The sequence below is a fragment of the Marinobacter santoriniensis NKSG1 genome, assembly GCF_000347775.1.
Lineage (GTDB): Bacteria > Pseudomonadota > Gammaproteobacteria > Pseudomonadales > Oleiphilaceae > Marinobacter > Marinobacter santoriniensis.
Window position 1 is genome coordinate 100547 of record NZ_APAT01000015.1, and the last position, 15048, is coordinate 115594.

The following is a 15048-nucleotide window of genomic DNA, read 5'->3' on the forward strand; positions in this document are numbered from 1 at the left end:
TCTCAGGCCTTTTCCGGGGGCACGGCCTCAGGGGCCGACTTACCCCCGGACTCACCGCGACACTCATCTTCCGCGCCATCCAGAGACGGCATGGCCTGGCAGAAGGTGCACTCCTCTACATCCACCGCGGCGCCCCCGGTTTCGACATAACGAACCCGATGACTGGCACGGCTCCGATTGGCCGACACGGCATAACGGCGATTTCCGCGTTCGTCGACTGGGGAATCTGACTGGTTACTCACGATGACCTCCCGGCAATTCGTTTGCACACAGAATCTTTATGCGCCCGAGTGCGCGGGAATTCAATATGGGAAGGACAAATACAGGAAAGGAAGAGAAAAATGGCGGTGGGCCAGGGATTCGAACCCCGGGACGGCTACTAACCGTCGGCGGTTTTCAAGACCGCTGCATTCAGCCACTCTGCCAGCCCACCGTTTAAACCATTGCCGTCGTTGCGACAGCGGTGTGCATGATACCCGAATTGCATGTGCTGTCAACGCCTTGCATAATTCTGACCCGAATTTAAAACATTAACTGTTTGTAATGGAATCCAGAGAGGACTTTCCTGTCGTAAATGATTGAAAGTTGTGAAACTGACACTATGATGACCTCAAGATCCAGTCGTTATTAAACGGAGATGACAATGGAAAACAGACGATTCGGCGTTCAGAACCAGCAGGGTGCGTATTCAGCGCCCCAGGCGGAGCGTGCGAGTACAGGTATCAGCACGGACGCGATGAAGGTTCTGCGGAACACCTACATGCTACTCGGCATGACCCTGGCTTTCTCGGCCCTCACCGCGTTCCTTAACATGAACGGAACCCATCCGGGCTTCCTGATTACCCTTGTCGGGTACTTCGGTCTCCTGTTCGCAACTTACAAGCTGAAAAACAGCCCCTGGGGTATCGTTACTACCTTCGCCCTGACCGGGTTCATGGGGTACACGCTGGGTCCGATCATCGGTGCCTTCGTAGCTGCCGGTGCTTCCCAGATCGTGGCACAGGCCCTCACCCTGACCGCCATCGCGTTCGTCGGCCTGTCGGCGACAGCGCTGATTACCAAGAAGGACTTCAGCTTCCTGTCCAGCTTCCTTACGGCAGGGGCCTTTGTCCTGATCGGCGCGATGCTGCTGGCCTTCTTCATGCAGAGCTCTGCCCTGCACCTGGCGGTGTCCGCAGGCTTCACCATCTTCGCATCGGTGATGATCCTGTTCGAGACCAGCCAGATCATCAAGGGTGGCGAGCGCAACTACGTGATCGCAACCATTGGCCTGTATGTCTCCATCTACAACCTGTTCATCAGCCTGCTGCAACTGCTGGCCGCCTTCAGCGGCGAAGACTGATTCGACAGGCAGGAACACAGGTAAATCAAAAGCCCCGGCCTTGCCGGGGCTTTTTCATTCGGTAAACTGGAGGCCATTCCAGACCGGTTATGACCATGCAGCACTCTGAACCCTTCTCCTTCACGATTGTTATTACCGGGGCCCCTTACAGCTCCCAGGCCCCTCAAACGGCTATAGGCTTTGCCAGAGCGGCACTGGCGAGCGGCCACCGGATTGACCGGATTTTCCTGTACGGTGACGGTGTCCACCTGGCTTCCGCGCTTTCTTCGCCACCATCGGACGAGCCCCACTGGCCCCGGGAATGGTCACAGTTGCTCGAGGCCCATGACATACCCGGTATCGCCTGCATCGCCTCTGCCCTGCGCAGGGGCCTGGTGGATGAGGCTGAGAAAAAGCGTTACGAGCTGTCGGCCCACAATGTCCGCGCGCCGTTTGTTATCGCCGGCCTGGGGGAATGGGTCGAGGCTGGCCTGCGCTCCTCGAGGGTGATCTATTTCCATGGGGGATCCGGGGCATGAGTACGCTGGTCGTTATTGATTCCGCACCCTACGGAGACTGGACCGGACGGGAGGCGCTGGACATGGCTTTTTCGCTGGCGGCGTTCGACCAGCCGGTGACCCTGCTTTTCCTTGGCGCCGGGGTGAACTGGTTGCGCAAGGGCCAGGCGCCCGAGGGCATTTCGCAGAAGTCTGTCGAGAAGAATCTGTCCGCTGCGCCCATCTTCGGGGTCGAGGGGTTGCTCGCCGATGGCCGCGATTGTGAGGCCTACGGCCTGGCGGAAGCGGACCTGATTGCTGGCGTTACGCGGGTGGACGTCGGGTCCGACCTGCTCCACCAATACACACACACTGTATTTGCAGGGTGAGTCCAAACAAGATGGCATCGATTCATACGCTTCATATCCTGAACAAGAGTCCGGACCATCCGCGTTTTCAACGGTGCCTGACAGCCCTGGGGCCCGAAGATGCGCTGATGCTGATCGAAAACGGCGTGCTCGCAACGACAACCGCCGGGCGGCTGGCAACGGTATCTGGCCAAATCTACGCTCTCAGCCCGGATCTCGAGGCCCGCGGCCTTCAGGTAGACGACAGCACCTTCGTGCCCGTCGATTACGAGGGCATGGTAAGACTGACCACCGAGGCAGGACAGGTAATCAGCTGGTGACCTATGACCGACCAGACACTCCCTGAACGCAACAATGAAGGCTTCCTTGAAGACGCTTACACCTGGACGCCGGACGTTGCCATTGCACTTGCCCGTGAGGACGGCCTGGAACTTTCCGACAATCATTGGGAAATCATCGAGTTCCTTCGAGATTTTTATACGGAACATGAGGTTTCACCGCCCTCGAACCGGTTGTTCGTAAAAGCGGTAAAAGAGTCGATGGGAGAAGAAAAAGGCAACAGCATCTACCTGATGCAGCTGTTTCCGGGCACACCGGCGAAAACCGCCTGTCGTATTGCCGGTCTGCCACGACCGACCAACTGCCTTTAACCGGGTTTCAGAAAACCAGGTAGTTCAGGCAGACAAACTGGATCAGCCCGCCGACGGCACCGAAGATACCTCCCACCAGCATCAGCTGAAGCTCTTCCTCGTGAAAGGCCGGCCGGAGTATGCCCTGGAACTCATCGGGACCCAGGGCTTTCATCTGGCCCGCCAGCACCTGCGCAACGACGGGCGCCCGCCCCCGGTTAAACGCCGGATCAGAGAACACTTCGCCAGAGGCGACCACGGCTTTCTGATAGAGCGCCTTTTTCAGCTCGGTATAACCGGTGACTCCGACGGACACCTGGGTCACCGTTTTAAGAACCGGTGAGTTATCGAGCAAGGGGCGCAGGTGTTTCTGGATGATCGCGCGGGTCCGGTCACCCTGGGCCCCGTTGACCATCGCGTCCGCGACCTTTTCGACCGTAATCAGTTCTTCCGCAACCAGTCGGGCCCAGACATCGCTGATTTCGGACTGGCGTCGCAGGAACAGACCCTGAACTTTCCAGAACAGAAAGCGGCGGGGCTCCACCGGGGCAAAGATCAGGTTGATCGCCAGCCAGTTGGTAATGAATCCCACGGCAAAACCGGCAACGGGCAACAGCCAGGGCTCCGGGTAGCGTGTCCAGAAGGGCACGATCAATGCACCCAGCACAGCGCCAATGACTGCGCCCAGATTGATCACTGACCGAAGCTCAACCGACCCGGCCTGCTGGAATATCCGGTTCATAAGGTCCGGATGCCGTTGGAGTTCGCGACTCAGGAGCGCTTTCAGATCCACGAGGTCGCTCAGGTCATCACCGAAATCCTCCACCAGCTCCTCGATCCGGGAGGGCAGCTCCGCCCTCGCCCACTGGTAGATACGGTTTTTCAGGAAGATCGGCAGATTGTCCCAAAGCACCGGGTGATTCTCATACATGATCTCGTCGATGTACTCATCCACGCGCGGAATCAGCTGGGAAACAACCTGCTCGACAATCTGGTGGGGTTCGAGTTTTTCATACACGGCATTGAGATCACCGAACTTCTGCAAGGTCCGGTCGATGCAGATGTGGGCCATTTTTTCCGCTTTGCGGGGGATAACGCCCTGCCAGCCAATCGCACCAATCCCGACGAAACGAACCGGATAGAACGACATCTGGATGGCAAGCCAGTTGGTCACCCAGCCGGTAACCGCGGCCATGGCGGGCACGGACAGAAGCGCTAGATCAATCAAGAGTTACCCCGGTCAAAACGGTGCGGTCAATGCCGCGGATCCTTCAGCCTTTATTAGTCAGGCGACAGTGTAATCGCCTGTCGTGTCAATTTATGTGACCCATAATGAAGCAGCGGCGTTTTATCGACATTGGCCGTGAAGCCAGCGGGAGGGCGGAATTGCGGCAGCAGGAAGGGGCAAGAAACAAACCGGCACAGCCTTCCAGGAAGTGCGCGCAGTGCCGGTTTGACGGCGATCAGTACCGATAACAGGAAACGATCACTGGTAGTAAGCGTTCTCGGTGTAGGAGTGGTCCGTGACATCCCGGACCGCCGAGATTTCGGGTACCCGTTCCTTCAGAGTGGATTCCACGCCCTGCTTGAGCGTGAGACTGACGGCGGAACAACCCTGGCACCCACCGCCAAACCTCAGGACAGCCACAGACTCATCCACAATCTCGACGAGAGACACCTCACCGCCGTGGGCGGCAAGATTGGGATTGATCTCGGATGCGAGGATGTAGTTGACGCGATCCGGCAGCGGTGCGTCGTCGTCGATCTTGGGTACCTTGGCGTTCGGCGCCTTGATCGTCAGCTGTCCGCCCATCTGATCCTTGGAGTAATCCACATAGGCTTCTTCAAGGAACGGAACAGAGTTGTGATCCAGGTAAAGGGTGAACTTCTCTAGGTCGAGCTGCTCATCCGTCGGGACCACTTCATTCGGCGGGCAGTACGCCAGGCAGGTTTCCGCATTCCGTGTACCGGGCTGGGTCACGAAGATCCGGACGCCCATGCCTTCCACATCCTGCTTTTCAATGAGTTGTGCGAGATAGTCCCTCGCAGAATCGGTCACAGTCACCAAAGCCATGTTTCCTACCCGTCTGGAAATTTGATCTCTATTTTAAGAGAGTTCACCGAAACATGAAAGACCAAGTAAAATAGTCGGGCATTTGAGTGGTAATGACTTCCACGTACATCATGAACAGGCGTAGCGTGATTCCCGACACACCAATATGACCACTGGGACTAAGACGGACTGTTGCATTTTTGCTATGATCCCGCGCCACTTACTGAATTTAGACGATATTCACGTTTTCCGGATGATTCCCCTATGAGCGATCGCACAACCCGACTGGCGCAGCTGCAAAAGGCCCTCAAAGAACGCATTGTGATTCTTGATGGTGGCATGGGCACCATGATCCAGAACCAGAAGCTGGATGAATCGGCGTTCCGGGGAGATCGCTTCAAGGATTACGAGAAGGAGGTGCAGGGTAACAACGATCTGCTCAACCTGACCCAGCCCGCCCTTCTCCGCAATATTCACGCTGAGTACCTGGATGCCGGCGCGGACATCATCGAGACCAACACCTTCAACTCCACCCGTCTGTCCCAGGCAGACTACGGTCTCGAAGAACTGGCCCACGAGCTGAACGTTGCCTCGGCGCGTCTTGCCCGGGACATTGCCGACGAATTTACCGCCCGCAATCCGGACAAGCCACGGTTCGTCGCGGGCGCGGTCGGGCCTACGTCCCGCACCGCCTCCATTTCACCGGACGTCAATAATCCGGGATACCGGAATGTCGATTTCCAGACGCTGGTCGACAACTATTACGAGGCCGTCTCCGGTCTTGTCGAGGGCGGCGCCGATCTCATTCTCATCGAAACGATTTTCGACACGCTGAACGCCAAGGCGGCGATCTACGCCACCCAGCAATATTTCGAGGATAACGGTGTCGAACTGCCGATCATGATCTCCGGCACCATTACCGACGCCTCCGGCCGGACGCTCTCCGGCCAGACCACTGAGGCGTTCTGGAATTCGGTCGCCCACGCCAAACCGATCTCCGTGGGGCTCAACTGTGCCCTCGGTGCCGACGCCCTGCGGCCTTATATCGAGGAACTGTCCACGAAGGCGGAAACCTACGTATCCGCACATCCGAACGCGGGTTTGCCCAACGAGTTCGGGGAATACGACCAGACGCCCGAGGAAATGGCCGAGATCATTGAAGGATTCGCCCGGGACGGTTTCCTGAACATCATCGGCGGCTGTTGTGGCTCCCGCCCGGATCACATCGAAGCTGTCGCAAAAGCGGTCGCAAAGTATCCACCCCGGCAGATTCCAGAACGCCCGAAGGCTCTGCGCCTGGCTGGTCTTGAACCTTTCACCGGCGACGAGAACACCCTGTTCATCAACGTCGGCGAACGGACTAACGTGACCGGTTCGAAACGTTTCCTGCGCCTGATCAAGGAAGAGCAGTACGAAGAGGCACTGAGCGTTGCCCGGGACCAGGTGGAAAACGGTGCCCAGATCATCGATATCAACATGGATGAGGGCATGCTGGATTCGAAGGAGGTCATGGTGACCTTCCTGAACCTGGTGGCCTCAGAACCGGATATTTCCCGCGTTCCCATCATGATCGACTCCTCCAAGTGGGAGGTTATTGAAGCCGGGCTGCGCTGCATCCAGGGCAAAGCCGTAGTGAATTCCATCAGTCTCAAGGAAGGCGAAGAGGAATTCATCAAGCGAGCCAGGGATTGCATGCGGTATGGCGCCGCAGTGGTGGTCATGGCCTTCGACGAAGATGGCCAGGCCGACACGTTCGAGCGCAAGACCCAGATCTGCAAACGCTCCTATGATGTGCTCACCGGCATCGGTTTCAATCCGGCCGATATCATCTTCGACCCCAATATTTTCGCGATTGCGACCGGTATCGAGGAGCATAACAACTACGCGGTGGACTTCATCGAAGCCACCCGCTGGATCCGGAAGAACCTGCCCGCTGCCTCCATCTCGGGCGGGGTCAGCAACGTGTCTTTCTCCTTCCGCGGCAACGATGCCGTCCGTGAGGCCATTCATTCGGTTTTCCTGTACCACGCGATCAAGGCCGGCATGAATATGGGCATCGTCAATCCCGGCCAGCTGGTGATTTACGATGAAATCGAACCGGACCTTAAAGAGCTGGTTGAGGACGTCGTCCTGAACCGTCGGGATGATGCCACCGACCGCCTGCTCGAGGCCGCCGAGAAGTTCAAGGGCAAGGGCGGAAAAACCCAGGAGGAAGATCTTGCCTGGCGGGAATGGCCCGTGGAAAAGCGCCTGGAACACGCCCTGGTCAAAGGTATAACTTCGTTCATTATTGAAGACACAGAAGCCTGCCGTCAGCGGGCAGAGCATCCGATCGAAGTGATCGAAGGTCCCCTGATGGCCGGCATGAACGTGGTCGGTGACCTCTTCGGCGACGGCAAGATGTTCCTGCCCCAGGTCGTCAAAAGTGCGCGGGTCATGAAGCAGGCCGTCGCTTACCTGATTCCGTACATCGAAGCTGAAAAGACCGAAGACCAGCAGGCCAAGGGCAAGATCCTGATGGCGACGGTGAAAGGCGATGTCCATGACATCGGCAAGAACATCGTTGGCGTGGTATTGCAGTGCAACAACTACGAAGTCATTGATCTCGGGGTCATGGTGCCGTGCGACAAGATCCTGGAGACCGCCCGGAAAGAAAACGTCGACATCATCGGCCTGAGCGGCCTGATCACTCCATCGCTGGATGAGATGGTCCACGTTGCCCGTGAAATGCAGCGACTGGACTTCCAGATCCCCCTGATGATCGGTGGCGCAACTACCTCCAAGGCCCACACGGCGGTGAAGATCGAACCGCAGTACAAGAACGATATCGCGTTGTACGTCTCCGATGCGTCCCGTTGCGTGAACGTTGCGTCCCAGCTACTCAGCAAGACGGCCAAGCCGTCCTTTGTCGAGGCCGCCCGCACCGAATACGACGAGATTCGCGAACGTCGCAAGAACCGTGGCGACCGGACCAAACTGGTATCGCTCAAAGAAGCGAGGGATCGGGCACCAAAGGTGGATTTTGACACCTACCAGCCCCCCGCGCCCACGTTTACCGGAATCCGGGTGTTCGATGACTATGACCTGAATGAACTGGTGGATTACATCGACTGGACGCCGTTCTTCATCTCCTGGGACATCTCCGGCAAATACCCGGCGATCTTTGACGACCCCAAACGGGGCGAAGCCGCGCGAAACCTGTTTGACGACGCCCAGAAAATCCTTCGCCGCATGATTGACGAGAAACGCGTGACTGCCCGCGGCGTGATCGGCTTCTGGCCGGCCAGTCGTCGGGGCGACGACATTGTCGTCTATACCGATGAGTCCCGGAAGACTGAGCTGACTACCCTGCACCACCTGCGCCAACAGGACGAAAAAGCACCGGGTAAGCCGATGATGGCACTGTCAGACTTTGTTGCGCCGGAAGACACCGGCAAAGCGGACTACGTCGGCGGTTTTGCCGTTACCACCGGTATCGGGGCTGAAGAATTCTCGCTCGAATTCAAGGACAAGCACGACGACTACAACGCAATTATGGTCAAGGCCCTGGCCGACCGGCTGGCCGAGGCCTTTGCAGAACGGATGCACGAGCGGGTTCGCAAGGAATTCTGGGGTTATGCCAATGACGAAACCCTTGGCAATGATGACCTGATCAAGGAGCGCTACCGTGGCATCCGGCCCGCTCCCGGGTATCCCGCCTGCCCTGACCACACAGAGAAGGCCACACTCTTTGAATTGCTCAAGGCCACTGATGAAACGGGCATCGAACTGACGGAACACTTTGCCATGTTCCCGACCGCTGCGGTGTCCGGCTGGTATTTCGCCCACCCGGAATCGAAATATTTTGCCGTGGGCAAAATTGGCGTCGATCAGGTTGAGGACTATGCTGAGCGTAAAGGCATGTCCCGGGCCGAAGCAGAACGCTGGCTGATGCCCAGTCTCGCGTACGATCCGGCGGAATAGAAATGGAGTAGACGACCATGAGCGATCCGGCGAACCGTAACAGCGGCGAAAAAGCGCCCAATACCCGATCGCCGGGCGTTCTGAAGGTTTTGCAAAGCGTCCTTGCGGGAGCCCTGGGGGTTCAGTCCTCCAGGCGCCGCGAGGAAGATTTCTCGAGCCACAGCCCCTGGCCCTACATAATTGGCGGGGTGATCTTCACAGCGGGATTTGTTCTGGTTCTGGTTCTGATTGTCCAGGCGGTACTGGCCGGACACTAGCCTGAATCCCGATTACTGGCCGGACACCCAGACGACCGCAAACGCGACGGCCAACACGATCAGCAATACGGCCGCGACCGCATCCGCCTGACTGTCATTGTGTGCACTTTTTTTCATCGTTCTTTCTCCCCTGCCCGGGTTTTCAAAACGCCGGAGGCCCGAATTTCCGGCCTCACTCTCAGTAAAGCAGGAAATTGACATCCGTCCAGCGCGGGACGCCTCTCCTTATCACCTCAGTCGATAAACATATTTTGAAATAATCATTTTGGAAATAAAAAGCCGGTGATATCCTGCGTTCCTGATATAAGCAACCCGATCATGTACCGCCCTCCAGGCGTTACGCGCGGGCAGGAAAGCAAAAGGCAGGACGTTCCACCTATGTACGTATACGACGAACACGACCGTCAGCTGGCTCGCGAACGAGTGGCGCAATTTCGCGACCAGACTCGCCGGGCCCTTAACGGGGAGCTCGAGGAAGACGAGTTCCTCCCGCTGCGCTTGCAGAACGGCCTGTACGTCCAGCGTCTGGCCCCCATGCTTCGAATCTGTGTCCCGTATGGGATGTTGCGCTCTGAGCAACTGCGTCGTCTGGCCCGGATCACACGGGACTACGACAAGGGCTACGCCCATTTCACGACCCGGACCAACATTCAGTTGAACTGGCCCCGCCTTGAGGACGTGCCCGATATTCTGGCGGAACTCGCCGATGTGGAAATGCACGCCAACCAGACCAGCGGCAACTGCATTCGCAACACCACCACGGATCCGTTTTCCGGGGTACAGGACGATGAGGTCGCGGATCCGCGTCCCTACTGCGAGATCATCCGGCAGTGGTCCACCTTCCACCCCGAATTCGCATTCCTGCCCCGGAAATTCAAGGTCGCGGTAAACGCGTCGGAAAAGACCGATCGGGCGGCCATCCAGGTGCATGATATCGGCCTTCAGATGGTCCGGAATGATGCCGGAGACCTGGGTTTCAGGGTTCACGTTGGCGGCGGACTGGGCCGCACCCCGATGGTTGGGCCGGTCATTCGGGAATTCCTCCCCGAACTGGACCTCCTGACGTACCTCGAGGCCATCCTGCGTGTGTATAACCGCTATGGCCGTCGGGACAACAAGTTCAAGGCCAGAATCAAGATCCTGGTCAAGGCACTGACACCGGAAGGGTTTGCCGAAAAGGTTGAAGCCGAATGGGCCCACATCAAGGACTCCCCAACCCGACTGACGCCGGAGGCTGTCGCCCATTTCCAGCAATACTTTACCGAGCCGTCCTATCAGTCCCTGGAGAATGCATCTGACCAGCTTGCAGAGCAGCGGTTCACCAATCGCGAGTTCGACCAGTGGGTGACCCACAACGTCGATCAGCATAAAAAGCCGGGTTATGCCATCGTCACACTGTCACTCAAGAAAACCGGTGTACCACCGGGCGACGTCAGCGATCGCCAGCTCGAACAGATCGCGGATCTGGCAGACGAATACAGCTTCGGTGAAGCCCGGGCGACCCACGAACAAAACGTGGTGCTGGCCGACGTCCGTCAGGACCGATTGTTCGAGTTATGGGAAAAACTCCGTCCGCTGGGCTTTGCCACGGCTAACCTGAACACCCTGACCGATGTTATTTGCTGTCCCGGAGGCGATTACTGCGCCCTGGCGAACGCCAAATCGATTCCTGTTGCCGAAGCGATCCAGCGTCGCTTCGACGATCTCGATTATCTGTACGATCTGGGCAAGATCGATCTCAATATCTCCGGCTGCATGAATGCCTGTGGCCACCACCATGTCGGGAACATCGGCGTGCTGGGTGTCGACAAGAAAGGTGAAGAGTTCTATCAGATCAGCCTGGGAGGCGATTCCCACCACAATGCGAGAATCGGAAAAATCCTGGGGCCCTCATTCGCCCGCGAGGATATGCCGGACGTGATCGCGCGGCTTATCGACGTCTACGTCGAAAAGCGCACCGAGGAGGAAACCTTCCTGGACACCTATCAGCGAATTGGAATGAATCCATTCAAGGAGCGGGTTTATGCCTAACGTAATTTCAGCCGATGGCACCATCCGGCAGGACAACTGGACCGTCGTCGCCCGACCGGAAGATGGCGAATCCCTGGCCCTCCCGAACGGGCCCTGCCTGATTCCGGTGGATCTCTGGCTCGCGGGCCACGAACATTTTGCCGGCCGAGACGATATCGGCGTTTGGTTCGACAGCCACCAGGAGCCGGAACACCTCGGGGAGCGGGCGAATGAACTGCCCGTGGTCGCCGTGAACTTTCCGAAGTTCAGTGATGGTCGCGGCTACAGCATTGCGAGACTGCTCCGGGAGCGCTATGCCTACCGTAATGAACTGCGGGCCATCGGCGACGTTCTGCTGGACCAACTCCAGTTCATGAAACGCTGCGGGTTCGATGCCTATGCGCTCCGGCCCGACAAGGACGCTGCCAAAGGCCAGGACTGCCTGAACTTCTTCAGCCAGTCCTACCAGGCGGCTACGGATACGGATCTTCCGCTCTTCCGCAGACGGGCCTCCTGAGCGCCGTCCACACAATAGACTCAAAAAAAAAGAGAGGCCCATGTGGCCTCTCTTTTTTCTGCCCTGAAACCTGGCCTGTGATTATTTGGCGTGGTCCAGAACGATTTTCCCTGCAGACGCGCCTTTGAGAAACGCCTTCAGCGCGTCATCAAGCTCCGCACGCCCGATGTCCCTTGCGGACGCTTCTGCCTTCGGGCAAGCCCACTCGCCGGAGAATTTCTTCCACACTGACTGTTTCTCGGAAAGCGGAATTTCCACCGAATCCACACCCAGCAGGTTAACGCCTCGCAGAATGAACGGCAGCACCGTCGTGGGCAGTTGAGGACCGGCAACCAGCCCGCAGATCGACACAGACCCACCGGGCTGGATCTGCTTCAGCAATTCTGCCAACGGAGCACCCCCGACGGTATCGACGGCATTGGCAAACACCGGTTTGAGAAGCGGCTTCTTCTGCTCTTCCAGAATCTCCCGGCCCTGGACATCCTTGGCGCCCAGGTCCTTGAGCGCCGCGGCGTGATCAGCTTTGCCGCTGATGGCCACCACTTCAAAGCCGAGGCTGGACAGCAGCTCCACCGCCACACTGCCCACAGCGCCACTGGCACCGCTGACGGCCACTTGCCCCTGCTCCGGACGAGCCCCCATCTGCAGCAGTTTCTGGACACACAACCCGGCTGTAAGACCGGCGGTACCGTAGATCATCGCCGTGCGGGTATTCCAGCCATCCGGCATGGGGACGCACCAGGAGGCTGGTACGCGGATATATTCTCCAAAGCCGCCATCGGTATTCATGCCGAGGTCATAGCCGGTCACAATCACCTGACTGCCCACGGCAGGCTCACCGGTTGCCGACTCGACAACCTCACCAGCCGCATCAATCCCCGGCGTGTGAGGATAGGAGCGGGTTACACCCTTGTTTCCGGACGCAGACAATGCATCCTTGTAGTTCAGGGATGAATGGTGCACCCGGATCAGAACCTCGCCTTCTGGAAGATCCGATACCTTCAGTGTCTGCTCCTGCCCGACGTACTCTCCATCCTTCTCTTCCACGCGCCAGGCCTGGAATTCGGTATTGGTTGTCATCATTGTGCCCCGTATTAATCAGTTACTGGATTTTCTGATTACGAAAGGCGCTCAACACGCGCCAAACGGTGTTTTCCAGAGCGACACTGGTCGCCAGCCCCAGTTTTTCCGGGAGGCTCCGTTTACGCTGGAATGTTACCGACACTACGTCGGCCCGGTCACAGGCTTCAATCAGATATTCGTCGGAGGTCTTGATCTCGTCGATCAGATTGACGGCGAGCGCACGACGGCCGAACCAGATATCACCGTTCGCGACTTCGTCCATATCAACGCTCGGACGGCGCTCACTGACATACTCCTTGAACAGACCGTGAGTGTCCTCCAGATCTTCGAGAAATTTCTGCCGGCCTTTCTCGGTGTTTTCGCCAAACACGGTCAGAGTACGCTTGTGTTCCCCGGCGGTGAGCACCTCAAAATCGACATGGTTCTTTTTCAGGAATCGATGGAAGTTCGGAAGCTGGGCCACCACCCCGATGGAGCCAAGAATCGCGAAGGGTGAGGCGACAATCCGATCAGCGACACACGCCATCATGTAGCCGCCGCTTGCGGCCACCTTGTCCACACAGGCGGTCAGGCGAACGCCCTTGCTCCGTATGCGGTCCAGTTGCGCCGCAGCCAGACCATAGGAATGAACCAGCCCGCCGCCACTTTCCAGGCGAATGACCACCTCGTCCTGGTCCGGGTCGGCAACGCTCAGTACGGCGGAAATCGACCGCCGGAGCTGATCGGTATCGCTCGCCTTGATATCCCCGTCAAAATCGAGCACGTACACCCTTGCCGTGGTTGGCTCGGCTTCCGGCTGATCCTTCTGCCTGGCTTTTTCGGCCTTTTTCTCCGCCTTTTTCTGTTTCTTTTGCGATTTCAGGAATGCCTTACGTTCCTGCTCGCTCATCAACCGGGCCTGAATGGATTCTTTGAGCTTGCGGTATTTCTCGTTCAGTTTACGGATCCTGAGTTCGCCCTCCCCCTCGTGATCGTCCTTATCCTTCTGGGCTGAGGAGACAATGATGCTGATAATCACGATGGCCGCCACCACAAAGGTGACAACCTTGGCCAGGAAAAGCCCATACTCAGTCAGGAATTCCAAAATTGTTTCTCCAGGTGTTGATGCGAAGTCGAGAGTGTAACCTACCGAATTCGCACTGATAAGCAGAGCAAAAAAATTTAAACAAGCGTTCGATCGAGCTTGACAGCTACGGGCACTAACCATAAAGTCGGATAGCGAAGTCGGCTCTGCCCAGGCGTTCGTACAGGCTCGTTACCAAGCCAGGGAACTCAAGCCGTCGCCATGACAAGACAACCATCGAAAAGGGTAAACCAATGTCTGTAGCTCAGGTATTTGAAAAACTCGAACAGAATTTCAACGCAGACGCGGCTCAAGGCCTGGACCTGGTGTTCCAGTTCGACATCGAAGACGATAGCACCTATCACCTGGTGATCAACGACGGTTCCTGCAAGCTGCACGAGGGTGCCAACGACGATCCGTCCGTCACTCTGATCATGAATTCCGATACCCTTCAGGGCATCGTTTCCGGTGAGACCGATGGCATGCAGGCCTTTATGGCCGGTCAGCTCCGCGCGGAAGGCGACATGATGCTCGCAACCAAGTTGGGCGAGCTGTTCAACATGGGCTGAGCCCGAAAACGGCTTCCCGAAAAAAACCTGCGTTCGCGCAGGTTTTTTTGTGTCCATAACTGGGCCTATTGGCCGCCCCACTGCTCGACCGCTTGCCTCGCCTGGGGATTTACCGGTACGGCAACAAGCCCCGACGAGGAGAGCCTGACGTCGAAGATCGCGCCGTCACGCATCGGCATGAACGTGGCGTTACCGTATACCCCTTCAATAAAGGGAAGATTGAACTGTCGGTCCAGTGCCCAGAGATCCGGCCATCGTCCTCCACTCAATCCGATGACGGTTCGGGGATCGGTTCGCTCCTGCTCCAACGACGTATAACGTCCGCTCAGTCGTTCCAGGCGATACCCGGGCGCAATACCGAGCCAGCGTATCGGGCCGGAGAAGCGAAGGATACGCGCATCCATCTGCCACTGGTCTCCATGGACAGCCTCGGTGATCGGCGCCTGATTCTTCCGCTCGACGGTCACCCGCCATAATTGATCGCCCTGCCGCGTCGTGGAAATCGACGCGACGGTCTGCATCCCCTCAAGCGATTGATAACCGGTAAGACTTACCGCAATTGAAAGTGTGTAGATGCCCAGAATGAGGGCGCCGAAGACGGCCATACCCTTGAGCCAGCCAAGCAGCCAGCGTGGACGCAGAAAAAAGATCAGACTCGCAATCACCAGAACCGCACCGATGACGATCAGTACGATGGCGGCGAGATCATAGGACATAA

16 protein-coding genes and 1 tRNA gene are annotated in these 15048 nt (G+C 57.6%); 10 read left to right on the top strand and 7 right to left on the bottom strand.

Going from position 1 to position 15048, the window contains the following annotated elements:
- Nucleotides 1–2: 2 nt before the first annotated feature.
- Together MSNKSG1_RS06250 and MSNKSG1_RS06255 are read right to left on the bottom strand one after the other, a co-directional pair.
- Nucleotides 3–242, bottom strand: coding sequence for a hypothetical protein (locus MSNKSG1_RS06250; protein WP_008938406.1), 240 nt, complete (start codon nt 240–242; stop codon nt 3–5).
- A 100-nt stretch (nt 243–342) separates the two neighbouring features.
- Nucleotides 343–433: transfer RNA gene (locus MSNKSG1_RS06255), tRNA-Ser, on the bottom strand.
- Between the two features lie 210 nt (nt 434–643).
- On the opposite strand from MSNKSG1_RS06255, the gene MSNKSG1_RS06260 reads away from it, so the two are divergent.
- From MSNKSG1_RS06260 to MSNKSG1_RS06280, 5 genes are all read left to right on the top strand, one after another.
- Nucleotides 644–1342 carry a Bax inhibitor-1/YccA family protein gene (locus tag MSNKSG1_RS06260; protein WP_008938407.1) on the top strand — a complete coding sequence of 233 codons (699 nt, stop codon included), beginning with the start codon at nt 644–646 and terminating at the stop codon, nt 1340–1342.
- Nucleotides 1343–1431: 89 nt separating this feature from the next.
- On the top strand, nt 1432–1860 hold the full coding sequence (tusD, locus tag MSNKSG1_RS06265; protein WP_008938408.1) for a sulfurtransferase complex subunit TusD: 429 nt from the start codon (nt 1432–1434) through the stop codon (nt 1858–1860).
- Complete coding sequence (locus tag MSNKSG1_RS06270) at nt 1857–2207, top strand: DsrE family protein (RefSeq protein ID WP_008938409.1); 351 nt, start codon at nt 1857–1859, stop codon at nt 2205–2207. The genes tusD and MSNKSG1_RS06270 overlap by 4 nt, the downstream gene beginning before the upstream one ends.
- 11 nt (nt 2208–2218) lie before the next feature.
- The gene (gene tusB / locus MSNKSG1_RS06275) at nt 2219–2506 is read left to right on the top strand and encodes a sulfurtransferase complex subunit TusB (RefSeq protein WP_008938410.1); all 288 of its coding nucleotides are present in this window, start codon (nt 2219–2221) and stop codon (nt 2504–2506) included.
- Between the two features lie 3 nt (nt 2507–2509).
- Entirely contained in the window at nt 2510–2836 is a 327-nt protein-coding gene (locus MSNKSG1_RS06280) for a TusE/DsrC/DsvC family sulfur relay protein (RefSeq protein WP_008938411.1), read from the top strand.
- 7 nt (nt 2837–2843) lie between these two features.
- Here MSNKSG1_RS06280 and MSNKSG1_RS06285 read toward each other — a convergent pair whose 3' ends face one another.
- Nucleotides 2844–4043 carry a DUF445 domain-containing protein gene (locus MSNKSG1_RS06285; protein ID WP_008938412.1) on the bottom strand — a complete coding sequence of 400 codons (1200 nt, stop codon included), beginning with the start codon at nt 4041–4043 and terminating at the stop codon, nt 2844–2846.
- Between the two features lie 258 nt (nt 4044–4301).
- Nucleotides 4302–4889 carry a Fe-S biogenesis protein NfuA gene (gene nfuA, locus MSNKSG1_RS06290; RefSeq protein ID WP_008938413.1) on the bottom strand — a complete coding sequence of 196 codons (588 nt, stop codon included), beginning with the start codon at nt 4887–4889 and terminating at the stop codon, nt 4302–4304.
- Nucleotides 4890–5132: 243 nt separating this feature from the next.
- Here nfuA and metH point away from each other — a divergent pair, with 243 nt between their 5' ends.
- From metH to MSNKSG1_RS06315, 4 genes are all read left to right on the top strand, one after another.
- Nucleotides 5133–8831, top strand: coding sequence for a methionine synthase (metH, locus tag MSNKSG1_RS06295; protein ID WP_008938414.1), 3699 nt, complete (start codon nt 5133–5135; stop codon nt 8829–8831).
- 17 nt (nt 8832–8848) lie between these two features.
- On the top strand, nt 8849–9088 hold the full coding sequence (locus tag MSNKSG1_RS06300; RefSeq protein ID WP_008938415.1) for a DUF2970 domain-containing protein: 240 nt from the start codon (nt 8849–8851) through the stop codon (nt 9086–9088).
- Between the two features lie 378 nt (nt 9089–9466).
- Nucleotides 9467–11119 carry a nitrite/sulfite reductase gene (locus tag MSNKSG1_RS06310; protein WP_008938417.1) on the top strand — a complete coding sequence of 551 codons (1653 nt, stop codon included), beginning with the start codon at nt 9467–9469 and terminating at the stop codon, nt 11117–11119.
- A complete protein-coding gene (locus MSNKSG1_RS06315) occupies nt 11112–11615 on the top strand; it encodes a DUF934 domain-containing protein (protein WP_008938418.1) in 504 nt (167 codons plus the stop codon). Before MSNKSG1_RS06310 ends, MSNKSG1_RS06315 begins: the two co-directional genes overlap by 8 nt.
- 81 nt (nt 11616–11696) lie before the next feature.
- Here MSNKSG1_RS06315 and MSNKSG1_RS06320 read toward each other — a convergent pair whose 3' ends face one another.
- Both MSNKSG1_RS06320 and sohB read right to left on the bottom strand, forming a co-directional pair.
- On the bottom strand, nt 11697–12695 hold the full coding sequence (locus tag MSNKSG1_RS06320; RefSeq protein ID WP_008938419.1) for a YhdH/YhfP family quinone oxidoreductase: 999 nt from the start codon (nt 12693–12695) through the stop codon (nt 11697–11699).
- Between the two features lie 22 nt (nt 12696–12717).
- Nucleotides 12718–13782, bottom strand: a complete 1065-nt coding sequence (sohB, locus tag MSNKSG1_RS06325) for a protease SohB (protein ID WP_008938420.1) — start codon at nt 13780–13782, stop codon at nt 12718–12720.
- Between the two features lie 233 nt (nt 13783–14015).
- Here sohB and MSNKSG1_RS06330 point away from each other — a divergent pair, with 233 nt between their 5' ends.
- Nucleotides 14016–14330, top strand: coding sequence for an SCP2 sterol-binding domain-containing protein (locus MSNKSG1_RS06330; protein ID WP_008938421.1), 315 nt, complete (start codon nt 14016–14018; stop codon nt 14328–14330).
- 65 nt (nt 14331–14395) lie between these two features.
- Here the strand turns inward: MSNKSG1_RS06330 and MSNKSG1_RS06335 are convergent, their stop codons facing one another.
- Nucleotides 14396–15046 carry a hypothetical protein gene (locus tag MSNKSG1_RS06335; protein ID WP_008938422.1) on the bottom strand — a complete coding sequence of 217 codons (651 nt, stop codon included), beginning with the start codon at nt 15044–15046 and terminating at the stop codon, nt 14396–14398.
- Between the last annotated feature and the right edge of the window lie 2 nt (nt 15047–15048).

Coding starts and splice junctions, on each gene's coding strand:
- MSNKSG1_RS06330 (WP_008938421.1), top strand. CDS start 14,016: ATGTCTGTAGCTCAGGTATTTGAAAAACTCGAACAGAATTTCAACGCA.
- MSNKSG1_RS06280 (WP_008938411.1), top strand. CDS start 2,510: ATGACCGACCAGACACTCCCTGAACGCAACAATGAAGGCTTCCTTGAA.
- tusD (WP_008938408.1), top strand. CDS start 1,432: ATGACCATGCAGCACTCTGAACCCTTCTCCTTCACGATTGTTATTACC.
- MSNKSG1_RS06320 (WP_008938419.1), bottom strand. CDS start 12,695: ATGACAACCAATACCGAATTCCAGGCCTGGCGCGTGGAAGAGAAGGAT.
- MSNKSG1_RS06260 (WP_008938407.1), top strand. CDS start 644: ATGGAAAACAGACGATTCGGCGTTCAGAACCAGCAGGGTGCGTATTCA.
- MSNKSG1_RS06270 (WP_008938409.1), top strand. CDS start 1,857: ATGAGTACGCTGGTCGTTATTGATTCCGCACCCTACGGAGACTGGACC.
- MSNKSG1_RS06300 (WP_008938415.1), top strand. CDS start 8,849: ATGAGCGATCCGGCGAACCGTAACAGCGGCGAAAAAGCGCCCAATACC.
- MSNKSG1_RS06315 (WP_008938418.1), top strand. CDS start 11,112: ATGCCTAACGTAATTTCAGCCGATGGCACCATCCGGCAGGACAACTGG.
- MSNKSG1_RS06335 (WP_008938422.1), bottom strand. CDS start 15,046: ATGTCCTATGATCTCGCCGCCATCGTACTGATCGTCATCGGTGCGGTT.
- metH (WP_008938414.1), top strand. CDS start 5,133: ATGAGCGATCGCACAACCCGACTGGCGCAGCTGCAAAAGGCCCTCAAA.
- tusB (WP_008938410.1), top strand. CDS start 2,219: ATGGCATCGATTCATACGCTTCATATCCTGAACAAGAGTCCGGACCAT.
- MSNKSG1_RS06310 (WP_008938417.1), top strand. CDS start 9,467: ATGTACGTATACGACGAACACGACCGTCAGCTGGCTCGCGAACGAGTG.
- nfuA (WP_008938413.1), bottom strand. CDS start 4,889: ATGGCTTTGGTGACTGTGACCGATTCTGCGAGGGACTATCTCGCACAA.